Source organism: Thermus parvatiensis (genome assembly GCF_001535545.1).
GTDB classification, from domain to species: domain Bacteria; phylum Deinococcota; class Deinococci; order Deinococcales; family Thermaceae; genus Thermus; species Thermus parvatiensis.
This window is the reverse complement of sequence record NZ_CP014141.1, coordinates 1,382,574-1,401,623: the sequence shown is the minus strand read 5'-3', so window position 1 is coordinate 1,401,623 and position 19,050 is coordinate 1,382,574. Positions and strand designations below refer to the sequence as shown.

The 19,050-nt window shown below is 67.4% G+C and carries 14 protein-coding genes, 2 tRNA genes and 4 pseudogenes; 7 read left to right on the top strand and 13 right to left on the bottom strand.

What is annotated here, in order from left to right:
- Position 1: 1 nt before the first annotated feature.
- The 7 genes and pseudogenes from AV541_RS07650 to panD all read right to left on the bottom strand — a co-directional run bounded on the left by AV541_RS07650 (position 2) and on the right by panD (position 5,866).
- Positions 2 to 763 carry an SDR family oxidoreductase gene (locus AV541_RS07650; protein ID WP_008631971.1) on the bottom strand — a complete coding sequence of 254 codons (762 nt, stop codon included), beginning with the start codon at positions 761 to 763 and terminating at the stop codon, positions 2 to 4.
- Positions 763 to 2,376, bottom strand: coding sequence for a long-chain fatty acid--CoA ligase (locus AV541_RS07645; RefSeq protein ID WP_060384843.1), 1,614 nt, complete (start codon positions 2,374 to 2,376; stop codon positions 763 to 765). Before AV541_RS07645 ends, AV541_RS07650 begins: the two co-directional genes overlap by 1 nt.
- Before the next feature lie 37 nt (positions 2,377 to 2,413).
- On the bottom strand, positions 2,414 to 2,869 hold the full coding sequence (locus tag AV541_RS07640; RefSeq protein WP_060384630.1) for a MaoC family dehydratase: 456 nt from the start codon (positions 2,867 to 2,869) through the stop codon (positions 2,414 to 2,416).
- Between the two features lie 11 nt (positions 2,870 to 2,880).
- Positions 2,881 to 4,016: pseudogene (locus AV541_RS07635) on the bottom strand (acyl-CoA dehydrogenase family protein).
- The gene (locus AV541_RS07630; protein WP_008631976.1) at positions 3,988 to 4,578 is read right to left on the bottom strand and encodes a TetR/AcrR family transcriptional regulator; all 591 of its coding nucleotides are present in this window, start codon (positions 4,576 to 4,578) and stop codon (positions 3,988 to 3,990) included. Before AV541_RS07630 ends, AV541_RS07635 begins: the two are co-directional and overlap by 29 nt.
- Positions 4,579 to 4,628: 50 nt before the next feature.
- Positions 4,629 to 5,486 carry a menaquinone biosynthesis prenyltransferase MqnP gene (gene mqnP, locus AV541_RS07625; RefSeq protein ID WP_060384629.1) on the bottom strand — a complete coding sequence of 286 codons (858 nt, stop codon included), beginning with the start codon at positions 5,484 to 5,486 and terminating at the stop codon, positions 4,629 to 4,631.
- A gap of 29 nt (positions 5,487 to 5,515) precedes the next feature.
- Positions 5,516 to 5,866 carry an aspartate 1-decarboxylase gene (panD, locus tag AV541_RS07620; RefSeq protein ID WP_014510033.1) on the bottom strand — a complete coding sequence of 117 codons (351 nt, stop codon included), beginning with the start codon at positions 5,864 to 5,866 and terminating at the stop codon, positions 5,516 to 5,518.
- A gap of 98 nt (positions 5,867 to 5,964) precedes the next feature.
- On the opposite strand from panD, the gene bioB reads away from it, so the two are divergent.
- Positions 5,965 to 6,954: a biotin synthase BioB gene (bioB, locus tag AV541_RS07615; protein WP_011228065.1), complete on the top strand. Its 990-nt coding sequence runs from the start codon at positions 5,965 to 5,967 to the stop codon at positions 6,952 to 6,954.
- A 130-nt stretch (positions 6,955 to 7,084) separates the two neighbouring features.
- On the opposite strand, the gene AV541_RS07610 is transcribed toward bioB, so the two are convergent.
- From AV541_RS07610 to carB, 5 genes and pseudogenes are all read right to left on the bottom strand, one after another.
- Positions 7,085 to 8,635, bottom strand: coding sequence for an Rqc2 family fibronectin-binding protein (locus AV541_RS07610; RefSeq protein WP_060384628.1), 1,551 nt, complete (start codon positions 8,633 to 8,635; stop codon positions 7,085 to 7,087).
- Complete coding sequence (trmI, locus tag AV541_RS07605; RefSeq protein ID WP_060384627.1) at positions 8,620 to 9,387, bottom strand: tRNA (adenine(58)-N(1))-methyltransferase TrmI; 768 nt, start codon at positions 9,385 to 9,387, stop codon at positions 8,620 to 8,622. The genes AV541_RS07610 and trmI overlap by 16 nt, the downstream gene beginning before the upstream one ends.
- 19 nt (positions 9,388 to 9,406) lie before the next feature.
- The gene (locus tag AV541_RS07600; protein WP_060384626.1) at positions 9,407 to 10,273 is read right to left on the bottom strand and encodes a DsbA family protein; all 867 of its coding nucleotides are present in this window, start codon (positions 10,271 to 10,273) and stop codon (positions 9,407 to 9,409) included.
- Complete coding sequence (locus AV541_RS07595) at positions 10,270 to 10,599, bottom strand: cyclic-di-AMP receptor (protein ID WP_060384625.1); 330 nt, start codon at positions 10,597 to 10,599, stop codon at positions 10,270 to 10,272. Before AV541_RS07595 ends, AV541_RS07600 begins: the two co-directional genes overlap by 4 nt.
- A 66-nt stretch (positions 10,600 to 10,665) precedes the next feature.
- Positions 10,666 to 13,749, bottom strand: a pseudogene (carB, locus tag AV541_RS07590) (carbamoyl-phosphate synthase large subunit).
- A gap of 119 nt (positions 13,750 to 13,868) precedes the next feature.
- Between carB and AV541_RS07585 the strand changes: the two are divergent.
- The 6 genes and pseudogenes from AV541_RS07585 to clpX all read left to right on the top strand — a co-directional run bounded on the left by AV541_RS07585 (position 13,869) and on the right by clpX (position 17,479).
- Positions 13,869 to 14,153 (top strand): rhodanese-like domain-containing protein, encoded by a 285-nt coding sequence (locus AV541_RS07585; protein ID WP_060384624.1) that lies wholly within the window; start codon positions 13,869 to 13,871, stop codon positions 14,151 to 14,153.
- Positions 14,154 to 14,181: 28 nt separating this feature from the next.
- Positions 14,182 to 14,258, top strand: a tRNA-His gene (locus tag AV541_RS07580).
- 49 nt (positions 14,259 to 14,307) lie between these two features.
- Positions 14,308 to 14,392, top strand: a tRNA-Leu gene (locus tag AV541_RS07575).
- 37 nt (positions 14,393 to 14,429) lie between these two features.
- On the top strand, positions 14,430 to 15,644 hold the full coding sequence (gene tig / locus AV541_RS07570) for a trigger factor (protein WP_060384623.1): 1,215 nt from the start codon (positions 14,430 to 14,432) through the stop codon (positions 15,642 to 15,644).
- 65 nt (positions 15,645 to 15,709) lie between these two features.
- Positions 15,710 to 16,294 carry an ATP-dependent Clp endopeptidase proteolytic subunit ClpP gene (gene clpP, locus AV541_RS07565; RefSeq protein ID WP_008631995.1) on the top strand — a complete coding sequence of 195 codons (585 nt, stop codon included), beginning with the start codon at positions 15,710 to 15,712 and terminating at the stop codon, positions 16,292 to 16,294.
- Positions 16,281 to 17,479 (top strand): annotated as a pseudogene (gene clpX / locus AV541_RS07560) (ATP-dependent Clp protease ATP-binding subunit ClpX). The gene clpP and the pseudogene clpX overlap by 14 nt, the downstream one beginning before the upstream one ends.
- 26 nt (positions 17,480 to 17,505) lie before the next feature.
- On the opposite strand, the pseudogene AV541_RS07555 reads toward clpX, so the two are convergent.
- Positions 17,506 to 19,025 (bottom strand): annotated as a pseudogene (locus AV541_RS07555) (nicotinate phosphoribosyltransferase).
- Positions 19,026 to 19,050: the final 25 nt, after the last annotated feature.

Genomic DNA, 19,050 nt, shown 5'->3' with positions numbered 1-19,050 from the left:
GCTAGAGGGCCGTGGCCCCGCCGTCTATAGGGAGGATGGCCCCGGTGATGTAGTCCGAAGCGGGGCTCGCCAGGAACAAGACCGCTCCCCCCAGCTCCCCGGGCCTGCCCGCCCGGCCCAAGGGAAGGGTGGCCTTGAGGAGGGCTTCCGTCCGGGGAAGGACCTTCTCTGTCATCCGGGTGGGGAAAAACCCGGGGGCGAGGGCGTTCACCCTTATCCCCCACCTTCCCCACTTCACCGCCAGGTCCCGGGTCAGGGCGATGAGGCCTCCTTTGGAGGCGGAGTAGCCCACGGCGTCCAGGACCTCAGGGTACTCCCCTTTGAGCCCGGCCACGGAGGCGATGTGGACGATCTTGCCGTAGCCCCTTTCCTTCATGCGCCGGGCCGCCACCCGGCTCGCCAGAAAGGCCCCCACCAGGTTCACTTCCAAAACCTCCCGCACCTTCTCCACGGGCATCTCCAGGGAAGGCGCCCCCCAGGTGATTCCGGCGGCGTTCACCAGGATGGTGAGGGGGCCAAGCTTCTCCTCCACCTCCTGGGCGATGGCCTCGAGGCGGGCCTCGTCCCGCACGTCCCCTTCTAAGTAGAGGGCATCTTCGCCCAACTGGGCCCGGGCCTCCTCAAAAAAGCTCGCCCGCCGGGCCATCACCGCCACCTTAGCCCCCGCCTCCTTGAGGGCCAGGGCGGCCTCGAGGCCAAGCCCCCGCGACCCTCCCGTCACCAGGGCGGCCTTCCCGTCCAAGCGGAACTTTTCCAGGAACATCAGGCGCCTCCGTAGTAGTTCTTGTACTGCTCCCTTAAGGCCCGCTTGAGGAACTTGCCCGCGGATGTCCTCGGGATCTCCTCCACGAAGACGTAGGCGTCGGGAAGCTGCCACTTGGCGAAGCCGGCCTTTAGGAGGTGCTCGTTCAGCTCCTCCGGGGTGGGCTTCTCGCCCCTGGGCACCACCACCGCCAAGGGCCTCTCCTGCCACTTGGGGTGGGGGATGGCCACCACCGCCGCCTCCTTCACCTTGGGGTGGCCCATGAGGGCGTTTTCCAGGTCCACGCTGGAGATCCACTCTCCGCCCGACTTGATGAGGTCCTTGAGCCGGTCCTTGATCTCAACATACCCCTCCTCGTCCCAGACGGCGATGTCCCCGGTGCGGAAGAAGCCGTCCGGGGTGAGGGCACTTCGGCTTGCTTCCTCGTTTTGGTAGTAGCCCTTGGTGATCCAAGGCCCCTTGAGCTGTACCTCTCCCAGGGTCTTCCCGTCCTTGGGCACGGGGCGGCCCGCCTCGTCCGCCACCCTTAGGCGCACCAGGGGGATGGGGAGGCCGGTTTTGGCCTTGAAGGCGATGCGGGCCTCGGGGGTAAGATCTTTCTCCAGGTGGCTTTTGATGAAGTTCACCACCACCACGGGGGAGGTCTCGGTGAGGCCGTAGCCCTGGCGCACCTCCACCCCCATGGCCTCAAAGCGGGCGATAAGGCTCCTGGGCGCGGCGCTTCCCCCCACCACCAGGCGCTTTAGGGTCCTGAGGCGGTGGCCCGTGCTTTCCAGGTAGTCTGCCAGGGCGAGCCAGACCGTGGGCACCCCGGCGGTGAAGGTAACCCCCTCCCCGTCAAAGAGCTCCACCAGGGAGGCGGGGTCCAGCCTGGGCCCCGGCAGGACCTGCTTGGCCCCCACCATAGTGGCGGCGTAGGGCAGGCACCAGGCGTTGACGTGGAACATGGGGACCACCGGGAGGACCACGTCCGCCTCCGAGAGGGCGGTGCCGTCCGTGAGGCTGCCCGCCAGGCTCTGGAGGACCAGGGCCCGGTGGCTGTAGACCACCCCCTTGGGAAGGCCCGTGGTCCCCGTGGTGTAGGCCATGCCGCAGGCCGCCCGCTCGGGCACCCGCACGGGGTCCTGTTCCTCCCCCAGGACCTCCTCGTAGGCCAGGTAGCCCTCCGGGGCCTGCTCGTCCATAACCACGAAGTGCTGCACCGTTTTCAGTTCGGGCCGGATGGCCTCCACAAAGGGCAGGAGGTTGGGGTCAAAGAGAAGGACCTTGTCCTCGGCGTGGTTTAGGATGTAGGCGATCTCCTTGGGGGAAAGCCTTGGGTTGGCCGTGTGGAGGACCGCCCCCATTCCGGGGACGGCGAAGTAGGCCTCGAGGTGGCGGAAGTGGTTGAAGGCCAAGGTAGCCACCCGGTCTCCCACCCCCACCCCTAGGGCCTTGAGGCCCCCCATGAGCCTCCTGGCCCTTTGGTAGACCTCGGCGTAGGTGGTGCGGTGGATTTCCCCGGTGTGGAGGCGGGAGACCACCTCCTTCCTCCCGAAAAGCTCCGCCGCCCGCTCCAGGAAGTCCCAAAGGTTCAGCTCCTCGTCCATCATGGTGCTCGGGAACGCGTTCATCCTTTCCCCCTCCATTGGGTTAGACCCAGTATAACCCTTAGGCGCCCGGGGAGGGCCTCCGCCGCACCATGGTCACGAACTCCCCTTCCTGCACCACCTCGCCCCTTTGGTTGTAGACCCTCACCCGCTGCACCAGGATGCCCCGGTCGGGCTTGGAGGTCTCCCGCTTCTCCAGGATCTCGCTTTCCCCCCGGACCGTGTCCCCGATGAAGACGGGCTTCAGGAACCTGTAGTTCCGGATCTCCAGCCAAGCGATGATCGTCCCCTCAAAGTGGCCCGCGCGCTGCCTGAGCCCCGTGAGCATGGAAAGGACCAGAAGCCCGTGGGCAATGCGCTGGCCGAAGGGGGTGGACTTGGCGAACTCGGCGTCGGTGTGAATGGGGTTGTAGTCCCCCGAGACCCCAGCGAAGTTCACCACGTCCGCCTCGGTGACGGTGCGGGCCGGGGTGGTGAAGCGCTGGCCGACCTCAAAGTCCTCAAAGTACATGGGCATGGGTTCCCTCCTTAGGCGAAGGCCCGAATCCCCGTGAGGTGGGCCCCGATGATGAGCTTCTGCACCTCGCTCGTCCCCTCGTAAAGGGTGAGGATGCGGGCATCCCGATAGAGCCTCGCCACCTCGTACTCCTCAAAGAAGCCGTACCCCCCGTGGACCTGGATGGCCCGGTAAGCCACCCGGTTGGCGGCCTCGGAGGCGAAGAGCTTGGCCATGCTGGCCTCGAGGGTATACGCCTCCCCCCTCACCTTCTTTTGGGCCGCCCGGTAGGTGAGGAGGCGGCTCGCCTCGAGGTCCAGCTTCATGGCCGCAAGGTGCTCCTGGATGAGCTGGAAGGCCGCCAGGGGCTTGCCAAACTGCTTCCTCTCCCGGGCGTAGGCGAGGGAGAGATCCAAAGCCCTTTGCATAAGCCCCACCGCCCCCGCCGCCAAGGAGATGCGCCCCGTGTCCAGGGTGGAAAGGGCGATTTTGAAACCCTCACCCTCTTTCCCCAAGACCCGCTCCTTGGGGATGCGCACCCCGTCCAGGTAGACCATCCCCGTGTCCGCCGCCCTAAGGCCTAGCTTCCCTTTGAGGGGCGCCGTCTTCACCCCGTCCTTCCGCTCCACCAAAAAGCAGGTGATCCCCTTGGCCCCCTTCTCGGGGTCGGTCTTGGCGAAGATGAGGAAGACCTCGGCCACGCCTGCGTGGGAGATGAAGGTCTTCTGGCCCTCCAGGACGTAGAAGTCCCCGTCCCGATAGGCACGGGTTCTGAGGCTTCCCGCATCCGACCCCGCCTCGGGCTCGGTGAGGCCGAAGGCCCCGAGGACCTCCCCCCGGGCCAAAGGGGGGACGTAGCGCCGCTTCTGGGCCTCCGTCCCGTAGGCAAGGAGGGGCGTGAGGACCAGGCTCTGCTGCACCGAGAGGATGGAGCGCAAGGAGGCCCACCCCCCCATCTCCTCCAAAAGGGCCAGGTAGGCAAAGAAATCCAATCCCGCCCCCCGAGTTCCTCGGGCACAAAGACGCCGAGGAAACCGAGTTCCCCCATCTTTTCCACCAGGGGCCAGGGGAAGGCTTCCTTTTCCTCGTATTCCTTTAGCCTCGGCCCCGCCTCCTGCAGGAAGCGGCGGGCCACCTCCCTAAGCGCCTTGTGCTCCGGGATCTCCATTCGCTAACCCCCTCAGGATCAGGCCGCAGTAGCCCCGGGCCACCTCCTCAGCCCGCATGGGGCCTTCGGGGCGGAACCAGCGGATCATCCAGTTGAGCATGGAAAGCACCGCCCGCCCCGCCAGGGCCACGTCCACCTCCCGGAAGACCCCCGCCGCCATGCCCCGCTTGAGGATCGCCCGCAGGTTGGCCTCGTGCCGGTCCCTAAGGCGCACCGTCTCGGCCCGGTGCTCCGGGGAGAGGCTTTGGATCCCCTGGAGCATGGCCACGAAGAAGGGGCGGTTCTCCGCAAAGTAGCGGGCGTGGGCCTCCATGAAGCGGCATAGGGCCTCCTTAGGGTCCTCCACGTTCAAAGCCTTCTCCCCCGCCGCCACCAGGCCCTCCAGGGCGAGGAGGCTGATGGCGTAGAGGATCTCCTCCTTGCTACGGAAGTGGTGGTACAAGGCCGCCTTGGAAAGCGCAAGGGCCTGGGCGATGTCCTGGACGCTGGTGGCCTCGTAGCCCTTCTCCGTGAAGAGCTTGGCGGCCTCTTGGAGGATGCGCGTGCGGGTAGGGGTGCCCATGGCTCACCGACCGGTCGGTAAGCCTAGGCTACGCCCGCCCGCCCCTCCCGTCAAGCCCCGCGGGCGAGGAGGTCCAAGACGATGAAGAAGAACATCCCCAGGCTCACGCCCACGTTGGCCTGGAAGAAGGCCACCTCCACCTTGGAGAGGTCCTCGGGGGAGACGAGGCGGTGCTCCAGGAGGAGAAGCCCTCCCACCAGGAGAAGGCCCAGGTAGTAGAGGGGCCCGGCGCCGTAGCTCACCCCGGCCCAGAGGAAGGCGAGCCAGGCCAGGAGGTGGCTTGCCCGGGCCACCCGGAGGGCCTGGGGGATCCCGAAGCGGGCGGGGATGCTCTTTACCCCATGGGCCCGGTCAAAGGCGTAGTCCTGGGTGGCGTAGAGGATGTCAAACCCGGCGATCCAAAGCCCCACCCCCGCCCAAAGGGCGTAGGCCGTGGGGGCGAAGCTCCCCGTGACGGCGATCCACCCCCCGGCGGCCGCCGCCCCGATGGTGAGGCCCAGGACGTAGTGGCACAACCAGGTGAAGCGCTTTGTGTAGCTGTAGAAAGTGAGGAAAAAGACCGCCACGGGAAGAAGCCTCGCCGTCAAGGGGTTCAGGGAAAGCCCGGCGTAGGATAAGAGGAAAAGCCCCAAAAGGGCGAGGAAAAGGGTCTCCCAAGGCTTCACCAGGCCCTTGGGGAGGTGGCGGTTCTGCGTGCGGGGATTGAGGGCGTCCAGCCGCCAGTCAATGAGTCGGTTTAGGGCCATGGCCATGGTCCTTGCCCCCACCATGGCCAGGGTGACGAGGAGGAAGGTCGGCCACCCAGGCCAGCCTCCCGCCGCGAGGAGCATCCCCCCATAGGCGAAGGGGAGGGCGAAGAGGGTGTGCTCAAAGCGGACGAGCTCCAAGTAGAGCCTAAGGCGCCTCATGTCCTCTTCTTCCCCGCGGGCGCGAGGGGTTACCCTTTGCGCACCTCGAGGATCCGGTTCCTCTCGTCCACCAGGACCACGGTGGGCTTGAGGTTCCTCGCCTCCTCCTCGTCAAAGATCCCGTAGGCCACGAGGATCACCAGGTCCCCCGGCTTCACCAGGTGGGCTGCGGCCCCGTTGATCCCGATGACCCCGGACCCCCGTTCCCCGGGGATGGCGTAGGTGGTGAGCCGGGCCCCATTGGTGATGTCGTAGATGTCCACCTGCTCAAAAGGAAGGATCCCGGCGGCGTCCAGGAGGTCCTGGTCCACCGTCACCGAGCCCACGTAGTGGAGGTCGGCCTGGGTCACGGTGGCCCGGTGGATCTTGGCGTGGAACATCACCCGCTTCACGGGGTCTAAGTTTAGGGCACGGCCGTGATTTGGGCAACGCGCCCCTTGCTTTCGTAAACTTTCTTAGTTTATTTTGGTTTACGAACATGGCGTGGCCCGATCTGGACCCTCCTCGCCTGGCCGAAAGGCCCTTGAGCCTACAGGAAGCCCTTTTTGTCCTCGAGGCCCCACCCGAGGCCCTGCCTGCTTTGGCGGAGGCGGCCATCCGGGTCAAGGAGTACTTTTTCGGACGGCGGCTCAAGCTGGTCCGTCTTCTCAACGTTAAAAGCGGCTTCTGCCCAGAGGACTGCGCCTACTGCGCCCAGTCCGCTAGATCCCAAGCCGCCATCGCCCGGTACCCCCTGCTCTCCTTGGAGGAGATCTTGGAGAGGGCCGAGGAGGCCCAACGCCTTTCTGCCCGCCGCTTCTGCTTAGTGGCCGCCTTGCGGGGGCCTACCCCTAAGGTTTTGGAGCGCCTCGGTGAGGCCGCGCAAGCCATCAAGGCGCGCTTTCCCCTTGAGCTTTGCGCCTCCTTAGGGCTCTTGGAAGAGGGTATGGCGGAGGCCTTAAAGGCGGCGGGTTTTGACTACTACAACCACAACCTCAACACTGCCCCAAGCCTTTACCCTAGGATCGCCACCACCCACACCTACCAGGACCGCTTGTGGACCTTAAAGCGGGCTAGGGAAGCGGGGCTAAAGCTCTGTTCGGGGGTCATTCTGGGGATGGGGGAAGGTCCCAAGGAGGTGTACGAGATGGCTTTGGCCCTGAGGGAACTAGGGGTAGAGAGCCTTCCCGTGAACTTTCTCCTGCCCATCCCCGGCACCCCCTTAGGGGATGGCCGCACGGTGGCGGGGCTTACCCCCGAGCGTGCCTTGAAGGCCCTGATCCTCTTCCGTCTTTTGAACCCCAAGGCCGAGCTCCGCGCCTCGGCGGGGCGGGAAAGGTATCTGGGCCCGTACGAGCCCCTGGCCTTCCGGATGGTGAACAGCATCTTCCTCCAGGGCTACCTTACCCAGCCGGGGAGCCCTTGGGAGCGGGACAGGGCCCTGTGGGAAAGCCTGGACCTTGATGTGGAGGAGGGAGCGTGCGGCTAATACCACCCCACGCTGGTCCAAAGCCTGCGGTGCGGGGCGCCTGGAGGCCCTAGGGGTTGGCGCCCGCCCGTGTGCCTAGGTCGGCTTTGGCGGCGGGTCTTGAGGCCCAGGGAGGAAGTCTAGCGGCGGGCTAGGCTTCCTCCCTGGGCTCGGGGAGAAGCCCCTCCACGAAGAGGGTCTTGGCCTTTGTGTAGAGCACCTGGCCCGGGGCGGCCTTCCTGGGCCGCCACACGTGCTTTTTCCGGGTGTAGTCCACCGGGACCTGCCTCTCCCCCCGGGCCTTGGAGTGGTAGGCGGCGAGCCTTGCGGCGAAGAGGAGGTCCTCCAGGGGCGGGTTCTTGCCCTCGGCCTTCAGGATCACGTGGCTTCCCGGCACCCCTTGGGCGTGGAACCAGAGGTCCTCGGAGTGGGCGGCACGGGTGAGGAGGTCGTTCTCCTTGGCGTTCCGGCCCACCAGGACCAAAAACCCGGAAGGGGAGGTGTAGCGGAGGCCGATCCTCGGCCCCTTCTCCCCCTTGGGCCTTTGCGCGAGGGCGAGGAGGCCCTCCAGGTCCAGGGTCCTAAGCCTTTCCTTCTCCGCCTCCAGCTCTCGGATCCGGGCCTCGGTTTTGGGGATGAGGTCCAGGGCCCTTTCCGCGAGCTCCTCCAGGCGCCTTGCCCGGTCGTAGAGCTTCCGGGCGTTTTCTTGGGGGGAGAGGGCGGGGTCCAGGGGGATTTCCACGGGCTTCCCGTCAAAGCCCTCGAGGACCACCTTATCCGCCCCCTTGGGCACCTCCTTGAGCCGGGCGAGGAGGAGGTCGGCCCGCCTCCGCAGGGCTTCGGCCTCCTCCAGGCGCTCTAGGGCCTCGTGGTAGTCGCCAAGCCTCGCCTTGAGCGTCCGGATCTCCCGGTCCAGGGCCTCGAGGAGGGGCTTCCTAAGGGCTTCCTTCTCCTCCTCGGCCCAGCGCCGCATCAGTTCCTCGGAAAGCTCGGTGCGCAAGGAGGGGTCCTCCACCAGGGTCCTTAGGGCCTGGTAGACCCGCCTAAGCCCCGCCTCGTCCAGGGGGGTTTCGGGGGTGAGGCCCGCCCTCCGGGCCAGCTCCCGCATGAGCTCCTGCCCCACCCCGTCCACGTGCCGGATCACCTCCTTGAGGGGCTTGCCCAGGAGGACCCGGAGGTCTTCCTCGGTGAGCGTCCTCGGGTCCAGCTTCCGGTAGGGGGGTGGGGGGGTGTAGGGGAGGCCCGGCCTGAGCTCCCGGTAGCGGTTCACTTCCTTGGTGATGACCCGGTCCACCCCGAGGATCCGGCCCTCCTCGTCCAGGAGGATGAGGTTGGCGTTCCGCCCCGTGGCCTCAAAGACCAGCACCGAGGGGGGCGTGTCCACGAAGCCCTTCTCCCCGGCGAAGCGGAAGAAAACCACCCGGTCCAGCTTAAGCTGCTCCGCCTCCACCAAAGGCCCCTTGACCCAGGCCTGGAGCTGGCGCTGGAAGGGGGTCTTGGGCTCCCCCTGGAGCCTCCCCGGTTCCAGGGCAAGGCTCGGGGTGGGCGGGCGGTAGTGGAGGACGAGGTTGAAGAGCCGCCCCGTCCGGCCCTTAAGGAGAATGGCCACCGTCCCCTCCTCGGGGAAGGCGAGGCCGAGGTTCTGGGCGGGGAGCTCCTTCGCAAGCTCCCTCAAGACGGCGTGGATTAGAAGGCCTTCCATCGCCTAAGGGCCACGAGAAAGGCGGTGTGCCCCACCTGCTGGAACCGGGGGTGGGCCACGGGAAGTCTTACCTCCCACTCCCGCCAGCCCACCTCCAAGACCCTTTCCAGCCGGAAAGGGTGGGCCTCGGCGGCCCGGACGAGCTCCAGGACCTGGGTGATGTTGGGCAGGTAGGCCACGAGAAACCGGTCCGGCTTCAGGGCCAGGGCCGCCTTTTCCAGGACCTTCCAGGGCTCCATCAGGTCTAGGGCCACCCCGTCGTAGGCCGCCTCCTCCAGCTCCGCCTCCTCCAGCTTTCCCAGATGGAAGCGGACGTTGTCCACCTGCCAGAAGGCCCGCACGTTCCGCTCCGCCTGGGCCAGGTGGTGGGGCCGGGCTTCGTAGCTTTCCACCAGGCCCTTCTCCCCCACGGCCCGGGCCAGGAAGAGGGTGAGGCCTCCGGAGCCCGTCCCCGCCTCGAGGACCCGCATCCCCGGGGCGAGGTCCAGGAGGGTCACCATGGCGCTTGCGTCCTTGGGGTAGGTGGGGGTGGCGCTCCGCTTCATGTGGAGGAGGTACTCCTCGAGGGTCGGGCGGTGGACGGAAAGCTCCTCCCCCAGGTGGGTCCGCACCACTCCCCCGGGGCCCGCCTCGAGGAGGGCCTCGTGGGGGACGCTCCCCTTGTGGTGGTGGAAGACGCCCCCCTCCTTGGGGAAGACCAGGTAAGCCCGGCCCTTGCGGTCTTTGAGCAATAGCGGTCCCGGCCACGCCACGGCGCACCTCCTCGGGAGGCTACAGGGCCTCGGCGAGGGCCAGATAGTCCCGGTACCGCTCCAGGTCAAAGGGGTTTGGAAGGCGGAAGGGCCCCACGAAGACCGAGGGGGTGCCGGGCAGGCCGAGCCTCTCCGCCAGCGCCCGGTCCGCCTCCACCGGGGCCCGGGAGGCGGGGTCCTCGAGGCAGGCCTGGAAGGCCTTGGGGTCCAAGCCGAGCCGCCTCGCCAGGGCCGGGTAGTCCCACCCGGACCCCGCCATGAGGAGGTCGTGGTAGGCCCAGAAGGCCCCCTGGGCTGCGGCGCACTCGCTGGCCATCGCCGCGGGCACGGCCTCGGGATGGATCTCGTAAAGGGGAAAGTGGCGGTAAGCGAGGCGGAGCCGCCCCTCCCGGGCCATGGCCTTGAGGGCGGGGAGGACCTCCTGGGCGAGGCGCTGGCAGTAGGGGCACTGGAAGTCGGAGAAGACCCGGACCACCACCCCCTTCTCCCCGAGGACGTGCCGGTCTTCCCCGAAGAGGGCCTCCTCCGTGAGGAGGGGCCGCACCTCCATCTCGGCCCAGGCCCCCACGGCGAGCTTGAGGAGGAAGGCGCCCTCCACGTTGAGCTCCACAGGGCCCTGGCGGAGGAGGACCTGGTTCTTCCCGTACCAGGCCACGAAGCCCTGGGCGTGGCCCGGAACCCCCGTGGCCGAGGCGAGGATCCGGCCCATAAGGCTCGCGTTCACCGGGCCCTCGTAACGCACAGCGTAGAGGCGGCCGGACCGGGCCTCCGTCTGGACCCGGGCCCCTTCCGGGAGGGGCCCGGGGGAGAAGCGCTCCAGGGGGGCAGCGATCTGGGCCCAGGCGGCCCCCAGGTCGAGGAGGAGGAGGACGACAAGGCGCCTCATAGCTTGACGAAGTGCTCCACGGGCAGGACGAAGACCACGGCGCCGCCCACCTGCACCTCCACCGGCTGGACCAGGAAGGGGTCGAGGGCCTCGGCGAAGGGCAGGCCCCGGGAGACGAGGCGGGTGCGGGTACGGCACTTCTCCTTGATGAGCTCCAGCACCTCGGGGACCTTCTCGTCCTCCAGGCCGATGAGCAAGGTGGTGTTCCCCTCCCTCAGAAACCCCCCCGTGGAGGCGAGCTTGGTGGACCGGAAGCCCCGCTCCAGGAGGGCCTTGGTGAGCCCGGGGGCGTCCGTGTCCTGGACGATGGCGATGACCAGCTTCATTGGGGCCTATTGTACACGGAGGGCGGGGGTTTGGGGCCGGGAGGGCCTCGCCCCGGCCCCGAAAGCCTATCCCCCAAGGGCCTTCTGGTGCCAGTCCTGAAGGCTCTGCACCCTAAGGCCGCTTTCCCGCGCCCGCAGGATGGCCTTCAGGCTCCACCACGCCCCCTCCCGGGTGGTGATGAAGGGGAGGCCCCGCTCCACGGCCCGCCTCAGCTCGGGGTCGGGGACGAGGCTTATCAGGAGGTCGTAGTCCTGGCCCTCGGTGAGGGCGAAGCCCGCCTCCCGGTAGAGGGCCTTGAGGTCCTCCAGCCCCTCCCCGATGAACCGCACCCGGCCCGAGAGGGGGAGGCGTTGCCCGGCCCCGAGCTCCGCCTTGTAGTAGGCGAGGTAGGGGTCCTGGTCGATTCCCATGCTCTCCCCCGTGGAGCGCATCTCTGGCCCAAGCTCGGGGATGACCCCGGGGAACTTGATCCAGGGGATGACCACCTCCTTGGCGGCGTAGTAGGGGGGGACGGGGTCCAGGTCGCGCACGCCGAGCTCTTTTAGGGTCTTGCCCACGGCGATGAGGGCGGCGAGCTTGGCCAGGGGGACGCCGATGGCCTTGGAGACGAAGGGCACGGTGCGGGAGGCGCGGGGGTTGGCCTCGAGGACGTACACCTCTTCCCCCACCACGGCGTACTGCACGTTCAAAAGCCCCCGCACCCCGAGGGTGAGGGCCAGGCGGCGGGTGTAGTCCCGGACCTTCTTTAGGGCCTCCTCGGAGACGTGGACGGGGGAAGGAGGGTGGCCGAGTCCCCAGAGTGGACCCCGGCCCGCTCCACGTGCTCCATGATCCCGGCCACCATGACCTCCTGCCCGTCCGAGAGGGCGTCCACGTCTAGCTCTATGGCTCCTTCCAGGAAGCGGTCCAGGAGGATGGAGGGCCTCTCCTCCAGGGGGGCGTAGACCTCCTCCAGGTAGCGCTTAAGCTCCCCCTCGTCCCGCACCACCTGCATGGCCCGCCCCCCGAGAACGTAGCTTGGGCGGACGAGGAGGGGGAAGCCCACCTCCGGGGCGAGCCTTAGGGCCTCCTCAGGAGTCTGGGCCACCCGGCCCTCGGGCTGGGGGATGCCGAGCCTTTGGCAGAGGGCGTGGAAGGCCTCCCGGTCCTCCGCCTGGTGGATGGCGCTAAAGGGGGTGCCGAGGAGCCTCACCCCGGCCTCCTCCAGGCCCTTGGCGAGCTTTAGGGGGGTCTGCCCCCCAAGGTGGCGATGACCCCGATGGGCTTCTCGTGCTCCACGATGTTGAGGACGTCCTCCAGGGTCAAGGGCTCAAAGTAGAGGCGGTCGGCGGTGTCGTAGTCGGTGGAGACGGTCTCCGGGTTGGAGTTCACCATGATGGTCTCGAACCCCGCCTCCTTCAAAGCCCAGACCGCGTGGACCGTGGCGTAGTCAAACTCCACCCCCTGGCCGATCCTTATGGGCCCGGAGCCCAGGATCACCACCTTGGGCTTCGTGGAGGGCCAGACCTCGTCCTCCAGCTCGTAAGTGGAGTAGTGGTAGGGGGTGTAGGCTTCAAACTCGGCGGCGCAGGTGTCCACCGTCTTGTAGACGGGCACCACCCCTAGGGCCTTCCTCTCGGCCCGCACCTCCTTTTCCCCCTTCCCCAAAAGCTCCCCGATCCTCCGGTCGGTGAGGCCAAGCCCCTTGTAGAAGCGCCAGTCCTCCCGGTCCTTGGGGGGTGGGTTTTGAGCCACTCCTCCGCCTCCACGATCTCCTTCATCTGGTGGAGGAACCAAGGGTCTATCCGGGTGGCCTGGTAGAGCTCCTCCACGGGCATCCCCCGCCTAAGGAGCTCCATGACGGCGTAGACCCGGTCCGGGTTGGGGTAGAGCTTCTTCTCCAGCTCCTCCGTCCTGACCCCGGCCAAGGCCCGCACGTCCCGCTCCAGGCCCCTCAGGGCCTTCATCAGCGCCTCCTTGAAGGTGCGGCCGATGGCCATCACCTCCCCCACGGACTTCATCTGGGTGGTGAGCTCGTCCTTGAGCTCCCCCAGGGTGTTCCTCAAGGGGCGGAACTTCTCAAAGGCGAAGCGGGGGATCTTCACCACCACGTAGTCAATGGTGGGCTCAAAGGAGGCCGGGGTCTTGCGGGTGATGTCGTTGGGGAGCTCGTCCAGGCGGTACCCCACGGCGAGGAGGGCGGCGATCTTGGCGATGGGGAAGCCCGTGGCCTTGGAGGCCAAGGCGCTTGAGCGGGAGACCCGGGGGTTCATCTCAATGACCACCTGGCGGCCCGTCTTCGGGTCCACGGCGAACTGGATGTTGGACCCCCCCGTCTCCACCCCGATCTCCCGGATGATGGCCTTGGCGGCGTCCCGCATCCTTTGGTACTCGGCGTCGGAGAGGGTCTGGGCCGGGGCCACGGTGATGGAGTCCCCCGTGTGGACCCCCATGGGGTCCACGTTCTCAATGCTGGTGATGATGACGACGGTGTCGGCGTGGTCCCGCATCACCTCCAGCTCAAACTCCTTCCAGCCCAGGACCGACTCCTCCACGAGGGCGGTGTGGACGGGGGAGAGGGTGAGGCCGCGGGAGAGGACCTCCACGAGCTCCGCCTCGTCGTGGGCGATCCCGCCCCCCGTGCCTCCCAGGGTGAAGGAGGGGCGGACGACCACGGGGAAGCCCACCTCCCGGGCGAAGTGGAGGCCTTCCTCCACGCTTCCCACCATCTGGCCCCGGGGAACCTCGAGGCCGATTTTGCGCATGGCCTCTTGGAAGGCCTCCCGGTCCTCGCCCTTCCTTATGGCCTCCGCCTTGGCCCCGATGAGTTCTACGCCATATTTTTGCAGGATGCCCTCTTCGTAGAGGGCCATGGCCAGGTTGAGGCCCGTCTGGCCCCCCAAGGTGGGGAGGAGGGCGTCGGGGCGCTCCTTGGCGATGACCCGTTCCAGGAACTCCAGGGTGAGAGGTTCTATGTAGGTGCGTTCGGCCAGCTCCGGGTCGGTCATGATGGTGGCGGGGTTGGAGTTCACCAGGACCACCTGGTAGCCCGCTCCCCTAAGGGCCTTCACCGCCTGGGTTCCCGAGTAGTCAAACTCGGCCGCCTGGCCGATGGTGATGGGCCCGGAACCAATGATGAGAATCTTTTTCAGGTCTCTCCGCGGCGGCATCGTGCACCCGATGGAAGAGGATAGCATGAAAGCCCGGGCGAAGGCCAGGGGTGTGGCATAAATATGCAAAAGAGCCTTGGGGCTGGACGGAGGGCGAAAGGCGGGGTAGCCTGGAAGGCGTGCGGAAGGTGCGCCCCGAGGAGCTCCCCGCCCTCTTGAAGGAGGGCGTCCTTGTGGTGGACGTCCGCCCCGCAGACCGCAGGAGCACGCCCCTTCCCTTTGCCGCCGAGTGGGTTCCCCTGGAGAAGATCCAAAAGGGGGAGCACGGCCTGCCCCGTAGGCCCCTCCTCCTGGTCTGCGAAAAGGGGCTCTTGAGCCAGGTGGCGGCCCTTTACCTGGAGGCCGAGGGGTACGAGGCCATGAGCCTCGAGGGCGGCCTCCAGGCCTTGACGCAAGGGAAGTAGCCCCGTAGAATGGCGGATGCTGAGCGCGGTGAGCGTAGCTCAGCTGGTTAGAGCACCGGACTGTGGATCCGGGGGTCGTGGGTTCAAGTCCCATCGCTCACCCCAAGCCGCCACCCCGTAAGGGGTGGTATTTTAAAGGGGGGGTCGCCCCCATGCGAGGATGGCGGAATCGGTAGACGCGCCGGACTTAGGATCCGGTGGGGCAACCCGTGCGGGTTCAAGTCCCGCTCCTCGCACCATCCGGGCGGCCCCCCTTTCATCGGGACGAGGTGAAACGTGGCGGAGATCCTGGAGCGTTCCGGCTATCTGGTCAAGGTGCGGGTGGAGGTGCCCGCTGACCGGGTGAAGGCGAGCTACGAGGCCCTGCTTAAGGACCTCGCCTCCCGGGTACGGGTGCCCGGTTTCCGGCCGGGCAAGGCTCCCCTGAAGGTGGTGGAGGCCCGCCTGGACCGGAAGGCGCTCCTCCAAGACCTCAAGGAGCGCCTGGTGGAGGAGACCTACCCCGAGGCGGTGCGGGAACTGGGCCTAAGCCCCGTGGCCGCCCGCGTGGTGGAGCAGGACCTTAAGGAGGGGGAGGGCTTCCGCTACGTGGCCGAGGTGGAGAACTACCCCGAGGTGAGGCTTCCCGACTGGCGGGGCTTCGCCTTGGAGGTCTCCCCTCCCGAGGTCACCGAGGAGATGGTGGAGAAGGCCCTTGAGGAGCTCCGCCAGCGCTACGCCGAGCTCGTCCCCGTGGAGCGGGAGGCCCAGGAAAAGGACCATCTCTTCGTCCGTACCGAGGAGGGGGCGGAGTTTCCCATTGACCTTTCCCGGGCCCTTCCCCACGTGCGGGAGGCTCTCCTCGGCAAGAAGGCGGGGGACGTGGTCATGGTCCCCGTGCTGAACGATAAGGGCGAGAAGGTGCGGGAGGTCAGGACCGAGATCCTCGAGGTCAAGACCCTGAAGCTCCCCGAGCTGGACGAGGAGTTCGCCAAGACCCTGGAGGCGGAAAGCCTCGAGGACCTCAAAAACCGGGTGCGGGAAAGCCTCAAGCGCCAGGCGGAGCGGGCCTACGAGGAGGCCAGGGAGCGGGCCTTCTTGGAGAAGCTCGCCGAGGGCCTGGAGGTGGAGATCCCCCCTTCCATGCTCCGGGCGGAGGAGCGCCACCTCCTGGAGCACCTGGCCGAGGACCTCTACCGGCAGGGGATCAGCCTGGAGGCCTACCTCGAGGCCCTGAAGGCGAAGGGGGAGCTGGAGAAGTTCCAGGAGGACCTGCGCAAGGAGGCGGAGAAGCGGGTCCGCATTGCCCTCGCCCGGGAGAAGCTCGCCGAGGAACTCAACCCTGAGGTCTCCGAGGAGGAGTGGCAGGCCTACCTTCAGGCCGCGGCCCGGGCCTACGGCGTTTCCGTCCAGGACCTTCGCCGCCAGTTCGGCGAGGAGGGCCTCGCCCGGCTTAAGGAGCGCCTCCGCCAGGACAAGGCGGTGCAGGAGGCCCTGAAGGCCCTGGGCTGAGGGCCTGGGGCATGGTGGCCCAGGGGGGTTTTCCCCCTGGGTCTGCCGCTAAACTAAGGATTGGTATGGTCATACCCTACGTCATTGAGCAGACGGCCCGCGGCGAGCGCGTCTACGACATCTACTCCCGCCTCCTCAAGGACCGCATCATCTTCCTGGGCACCCCCATAGACGCCCAGGTGGCCAACGTGGTGGTGGCCCAGCTCCTCTTCCTGGACGCCCAGAACCCCAACCAGGAGATCAAGCTCTACATCAACTCCCCCGGGGGCGAGGTGGACGCGGGCCTCGCCATCTACGACACCATGCAGTTCGTCCGGGCCCCCGTGTCCACCATCGTCATCGGCATGGCGGCCAGCATGGCCGCGGTGATCCTGGCGGCGGGGGAGAAGGGCCGCCGCTACGCCCTTCCCCACGCCAAGGTCATGATCCACCAGCCCTGGGGTGGGGTGCGGGGGACGGCGAGCGACATCGCCATCCAGGCCCAGGAGATCCTGAAGGCGAAGAAACTCCTCAACGAGATCCTGGCCAAGCACACCGGCCAGCCCCTGGAGAAGGTGGAGAAGGACACGGACCGGGACTACTACCTCTCGGCCCAGGAGGCCCTGGAGTACGGCCTCATTGACCAGGTGGTGACCCGTGAAGAGGCCTAGGCCCCACTGCAGCTTCTGCGGCCTCCGCCCCCCGAGACAGGGCGGCTTCTGGAAAGCCCCATTGAGGACGTCTACATCTGCGAGGACTGCGTGGAAAGGGCCCAGGAGATCCTGGCCCAGGAGGAGCGCCGCGCTCCCAAGGGGCCGAGCCGCCTCCCCCGGCCCCAGGAGATCAAGGCCCACCTGGACCAGTACGTGGTGGGGCAGGAGGCGGCCAAAAGGGCCCTAAGCGTGGCCGTCTACAACCACTACAAGCGGCTCCTCCACCCCGAGGCGGAGATCGGCAAGGCCAACATCCTCCTCATCGGCCCCACGGGCACGGGCAAGACCCTCCTCGCCGAGACCCTGGCCCGCTTCCTGGACGTGCCCTTCGCTATCGCCGACGCCACCACCCTCACCGAGGCCGGGTACGTGGGCGAGGACGTGGAGAACGTCCTCCTCCGCCTCCTGCAGAACGCCGACTTTGACGTGGAGCGGGCGGAGATGGGCATCGTCTACATTGACGAGATTGACAAGATCGCCCGCAAGTCGGAAAACCCCTCCCTCACCCGCGACGTCTCCGGGGAGGGGGTGCAGCAGGCCCTCCTGAAGATCATTGAGGGGACCGTGGCCAACGTCCCGCCCCAGGGAGGGAGGAAGCACCCCCACCAGGAGTTCATCCCGGTGAACACCAAGAACATCCTCTTTATCCTGGGCGGGGCCTTTGAGGGGCTGGAGAACATCGTCAAGGCCCGGGTGGGAAAGACCACCATCGGCTTCACCGGGGGGAGGAGGGAGCGGGAGGAGCCCCTGGAGGTCATCCCTGAGGACCTCATCAAGTTCGGCATGATCCCCGAGTTCGTGGGGCGGGCCCCCCTCATCGTCCAGCTCCACCCCTTGGGCGAGGACGACCTGGTGCGCATCCTCACCGAGCCCAAGAACGCCCTGGTGAAGCAGTACCAGGAGCTCTTCCGCATGGAGGGCATAGAGCTCCGCTTCACCCAGGCGGCCCTCAAGGAGGTGGCCCGGCGTGCCCTCAAGCGGGGCACGGGGGCGAGGGGCCTCAGGGCCATCCTGGAGAAGGCCATGGTGGACCTGATGTTTGAGGCCCCGGGGAGCGGGGTGCGGGAGATCGTCTTTGACCTCCCCCACCTGGACCACCCCCTGAAGGCCCTCGAGGAGGCCAGGCTCCGGCAGGCCTCCTAAGGGCGACCAAGCCCCTTTTGGGGGGCTTAGCCCTCGAGGCGCCGCACCAGCTCCTCCTTCAGGGCGAAAAGCCTCTCCGTGAGAGAGACGTGGTAGACGTGGGGGTTCACGAGCCGCCGCACCCCGGGGTCCAGGAGGGCCACGTCCCGGTCCCGGCGCTTCCTGAGTTCTTCCAGGGGGAGGGGGGGAAGAGCCTCCTTCCCCGGTAGACCTCCTCCAGGAGGGGCTCGAGCCGGAAGCTTCCCGGCCTTAAGGTGCGCCGTTTGGTGGGGTCCGTGGGGTGGCGGAGGGTGAGGGGGGCGTCCTCCCGCACCTCCTCCTCGGCCAGGGCCAAAAGGTCGGCGGTGGCGAGGCCCCGCTCGTCGTAGACCCGATAGACCCGCTTGTGCCCCGGGTTTAAGACCTTTTCCAGGGAGTTGGAGACCTTCATCGCCGGGGCCCAGGTGCCGTCTTCCCGCACCGCCACCAGCTTGTAGACCCCGCCCAAGGCCGGGGCGCCCCAGGAGACCACCATCCTCGTCCCCACCCCGTAGACCAGGCGCTTGAGGAGGCGGTCGGGGTCCACCCCGTAGCGGGGGGCTTCCTCCAGGACCTGGCTTTTGATCTGCCAGATGACGAGCTCGTCCAGGTCCCCCGAGAGGACGATGAGGGTCTCGGGAAACCCCGCCTTGTCCAGCTCCTTGGCCACCTGGATGGCGAGAAAGGCCAGGTCCCCGGAGTCTATGCGCACCCCCACGGGCCTATGCCCCTTGCGCCTAAGCTCCTCAAAGACCCGGATGGCGTGGGGAAGCCCTGAGTGGAGGGTGTCCACGGTATCCAAGAGGAGGATGGTGTCGTCGGGGAAGACCTCGGCGAAGGCCCGGAAGGCGTCCTCCTCCGAGTGGCCCAAGGCCATGAAGGCCTGAACCAGGCTGTGGGCGTGGGTGCCGGAGGCGGGAAGCCCCAGGAGGTGGGATAGGCTCACGGCGCTGCTCCGGTTCGCCCCCCCGATGAGGCTCGCCCGGGTGGCGCTCTCCCCGCCCTTGGCGGGGGCGCGGCGGAGGCCGAACTCCAAAACCAGCGCCTCCCCCGCCGCCTCCCGTACCCGGCTCGCCTTGGTGGCAATAAGGGTTTCGTAGTTGATGCGGTTTAGGAGGGCGGTCTCCAGGAGCTGGGCCTGGAGGAGGGGGCCCTCCACGCTGATGAGGGGCACCTGGGGGTGGGCCACGCGTCCCTCGGGGAGGGCCCTTAGGGTGAGGCCGGAAAACCCGCCCATCGCCTTGAGGTAGCGGAGGTAGTCCTCGGCGAAGAGGGGCTTCCCCGAGCGGCTTTTGAGGCTGCGGAGGGCCGCGACCTCCTCCTCGCCGAAGCGGGCCTCCTCCATCCAGCTCAGGAGGGGGTCCAGCCCGGCGAAGACGGTGTAGCCCGCCTGGTGGGCCCCGTAGTCGGGGTTTTTGCGGTAGAAGGCCTCAAAGAGGGCCTCCTTCTCGTGGAGGCCCATGCGGAAGTAGACCTGGCCCATGGTGAGCTGGTAGAGGTCGGTGTAGAGGATGCCGAAGGGGTCCATGGGCCTAGCATAGCCCCGCCCGGTT

Coding starts and splice junctions, on each gene's coding strand:
- clpP (WP_008631995.1), top strand. CDS start 15,710: ATGGTCATACCCTACGTCATTGAGCAGACGGCCCGCGGCGAGCGCGTC.
- AV541_RS07630 (WP_008631976.1), bottom strand. CDS start 4,578: ATGGGCACCCCTACCCGCACGCGCATCCTCCAAGAGGCCGCCAAGCTC.
- AV541_RS07610 (WP_060384628.1), bottom strand. CDS start 8,635: ATGGAAGGCCTTCTAATCCACGCCGTCTTGAGGGAGCTTGCGAAGGAG.
- AV541_RS07595 (WP_060384625.1), bottom strand. CDS start 10,599: ATGAAGCTGGTCATCGCCATCGTCCAGGACACGGACGCCCCCGGGCTC.
- AV541_RS07640 (WP_060384630.1), bottom strand. CDS start 2,869: ATGCCCATGTACTTTGAGGACTTTGAGGTCGGCCAGCGCTTCACCACC.
- panD (WP_014510033.1), bottom strand. CDS start 5,866: ATGTTCCACGCCAAGATCCACCGGGCCACCGTGACCCAGGCCGACCTC.
- bioB (WP_011228065.1), top strand. CDS start 5,965: ATGGCGTGGCCCGATCTGGACCCTCCTCGCCTGGCCGAAAGGCCCTTG.
- mqnP (WP_060384629.1), bottom strand. CDS start 5,486: ATGAGGCGCCTTAGGCTCTACTTGGAGCTCGTCCGCTTTGAGCACACC.
- AV541_RS07600 (WP_060384626.1), bottom strand. CDS start 10,273: ATGAGGCGCCTTGTCGTCCTCCTCCTCCTCGACCTGGGGGCCGCCTGG.
- AV541_RS07650 (WP_008631971.1), bottom strand. CDS start 763: ATGTTCCTGGAAAAGTTCCGCTTGGACGGGAAGGCCGCCCTGGTGACG.
- AV541_RS07645 (WP_060384843.1), bottom strand. CDS start 2,376: ATGAACGCGTTCCCGAGCACCATGATGGACGAGGAGCTGAACCTTTGG.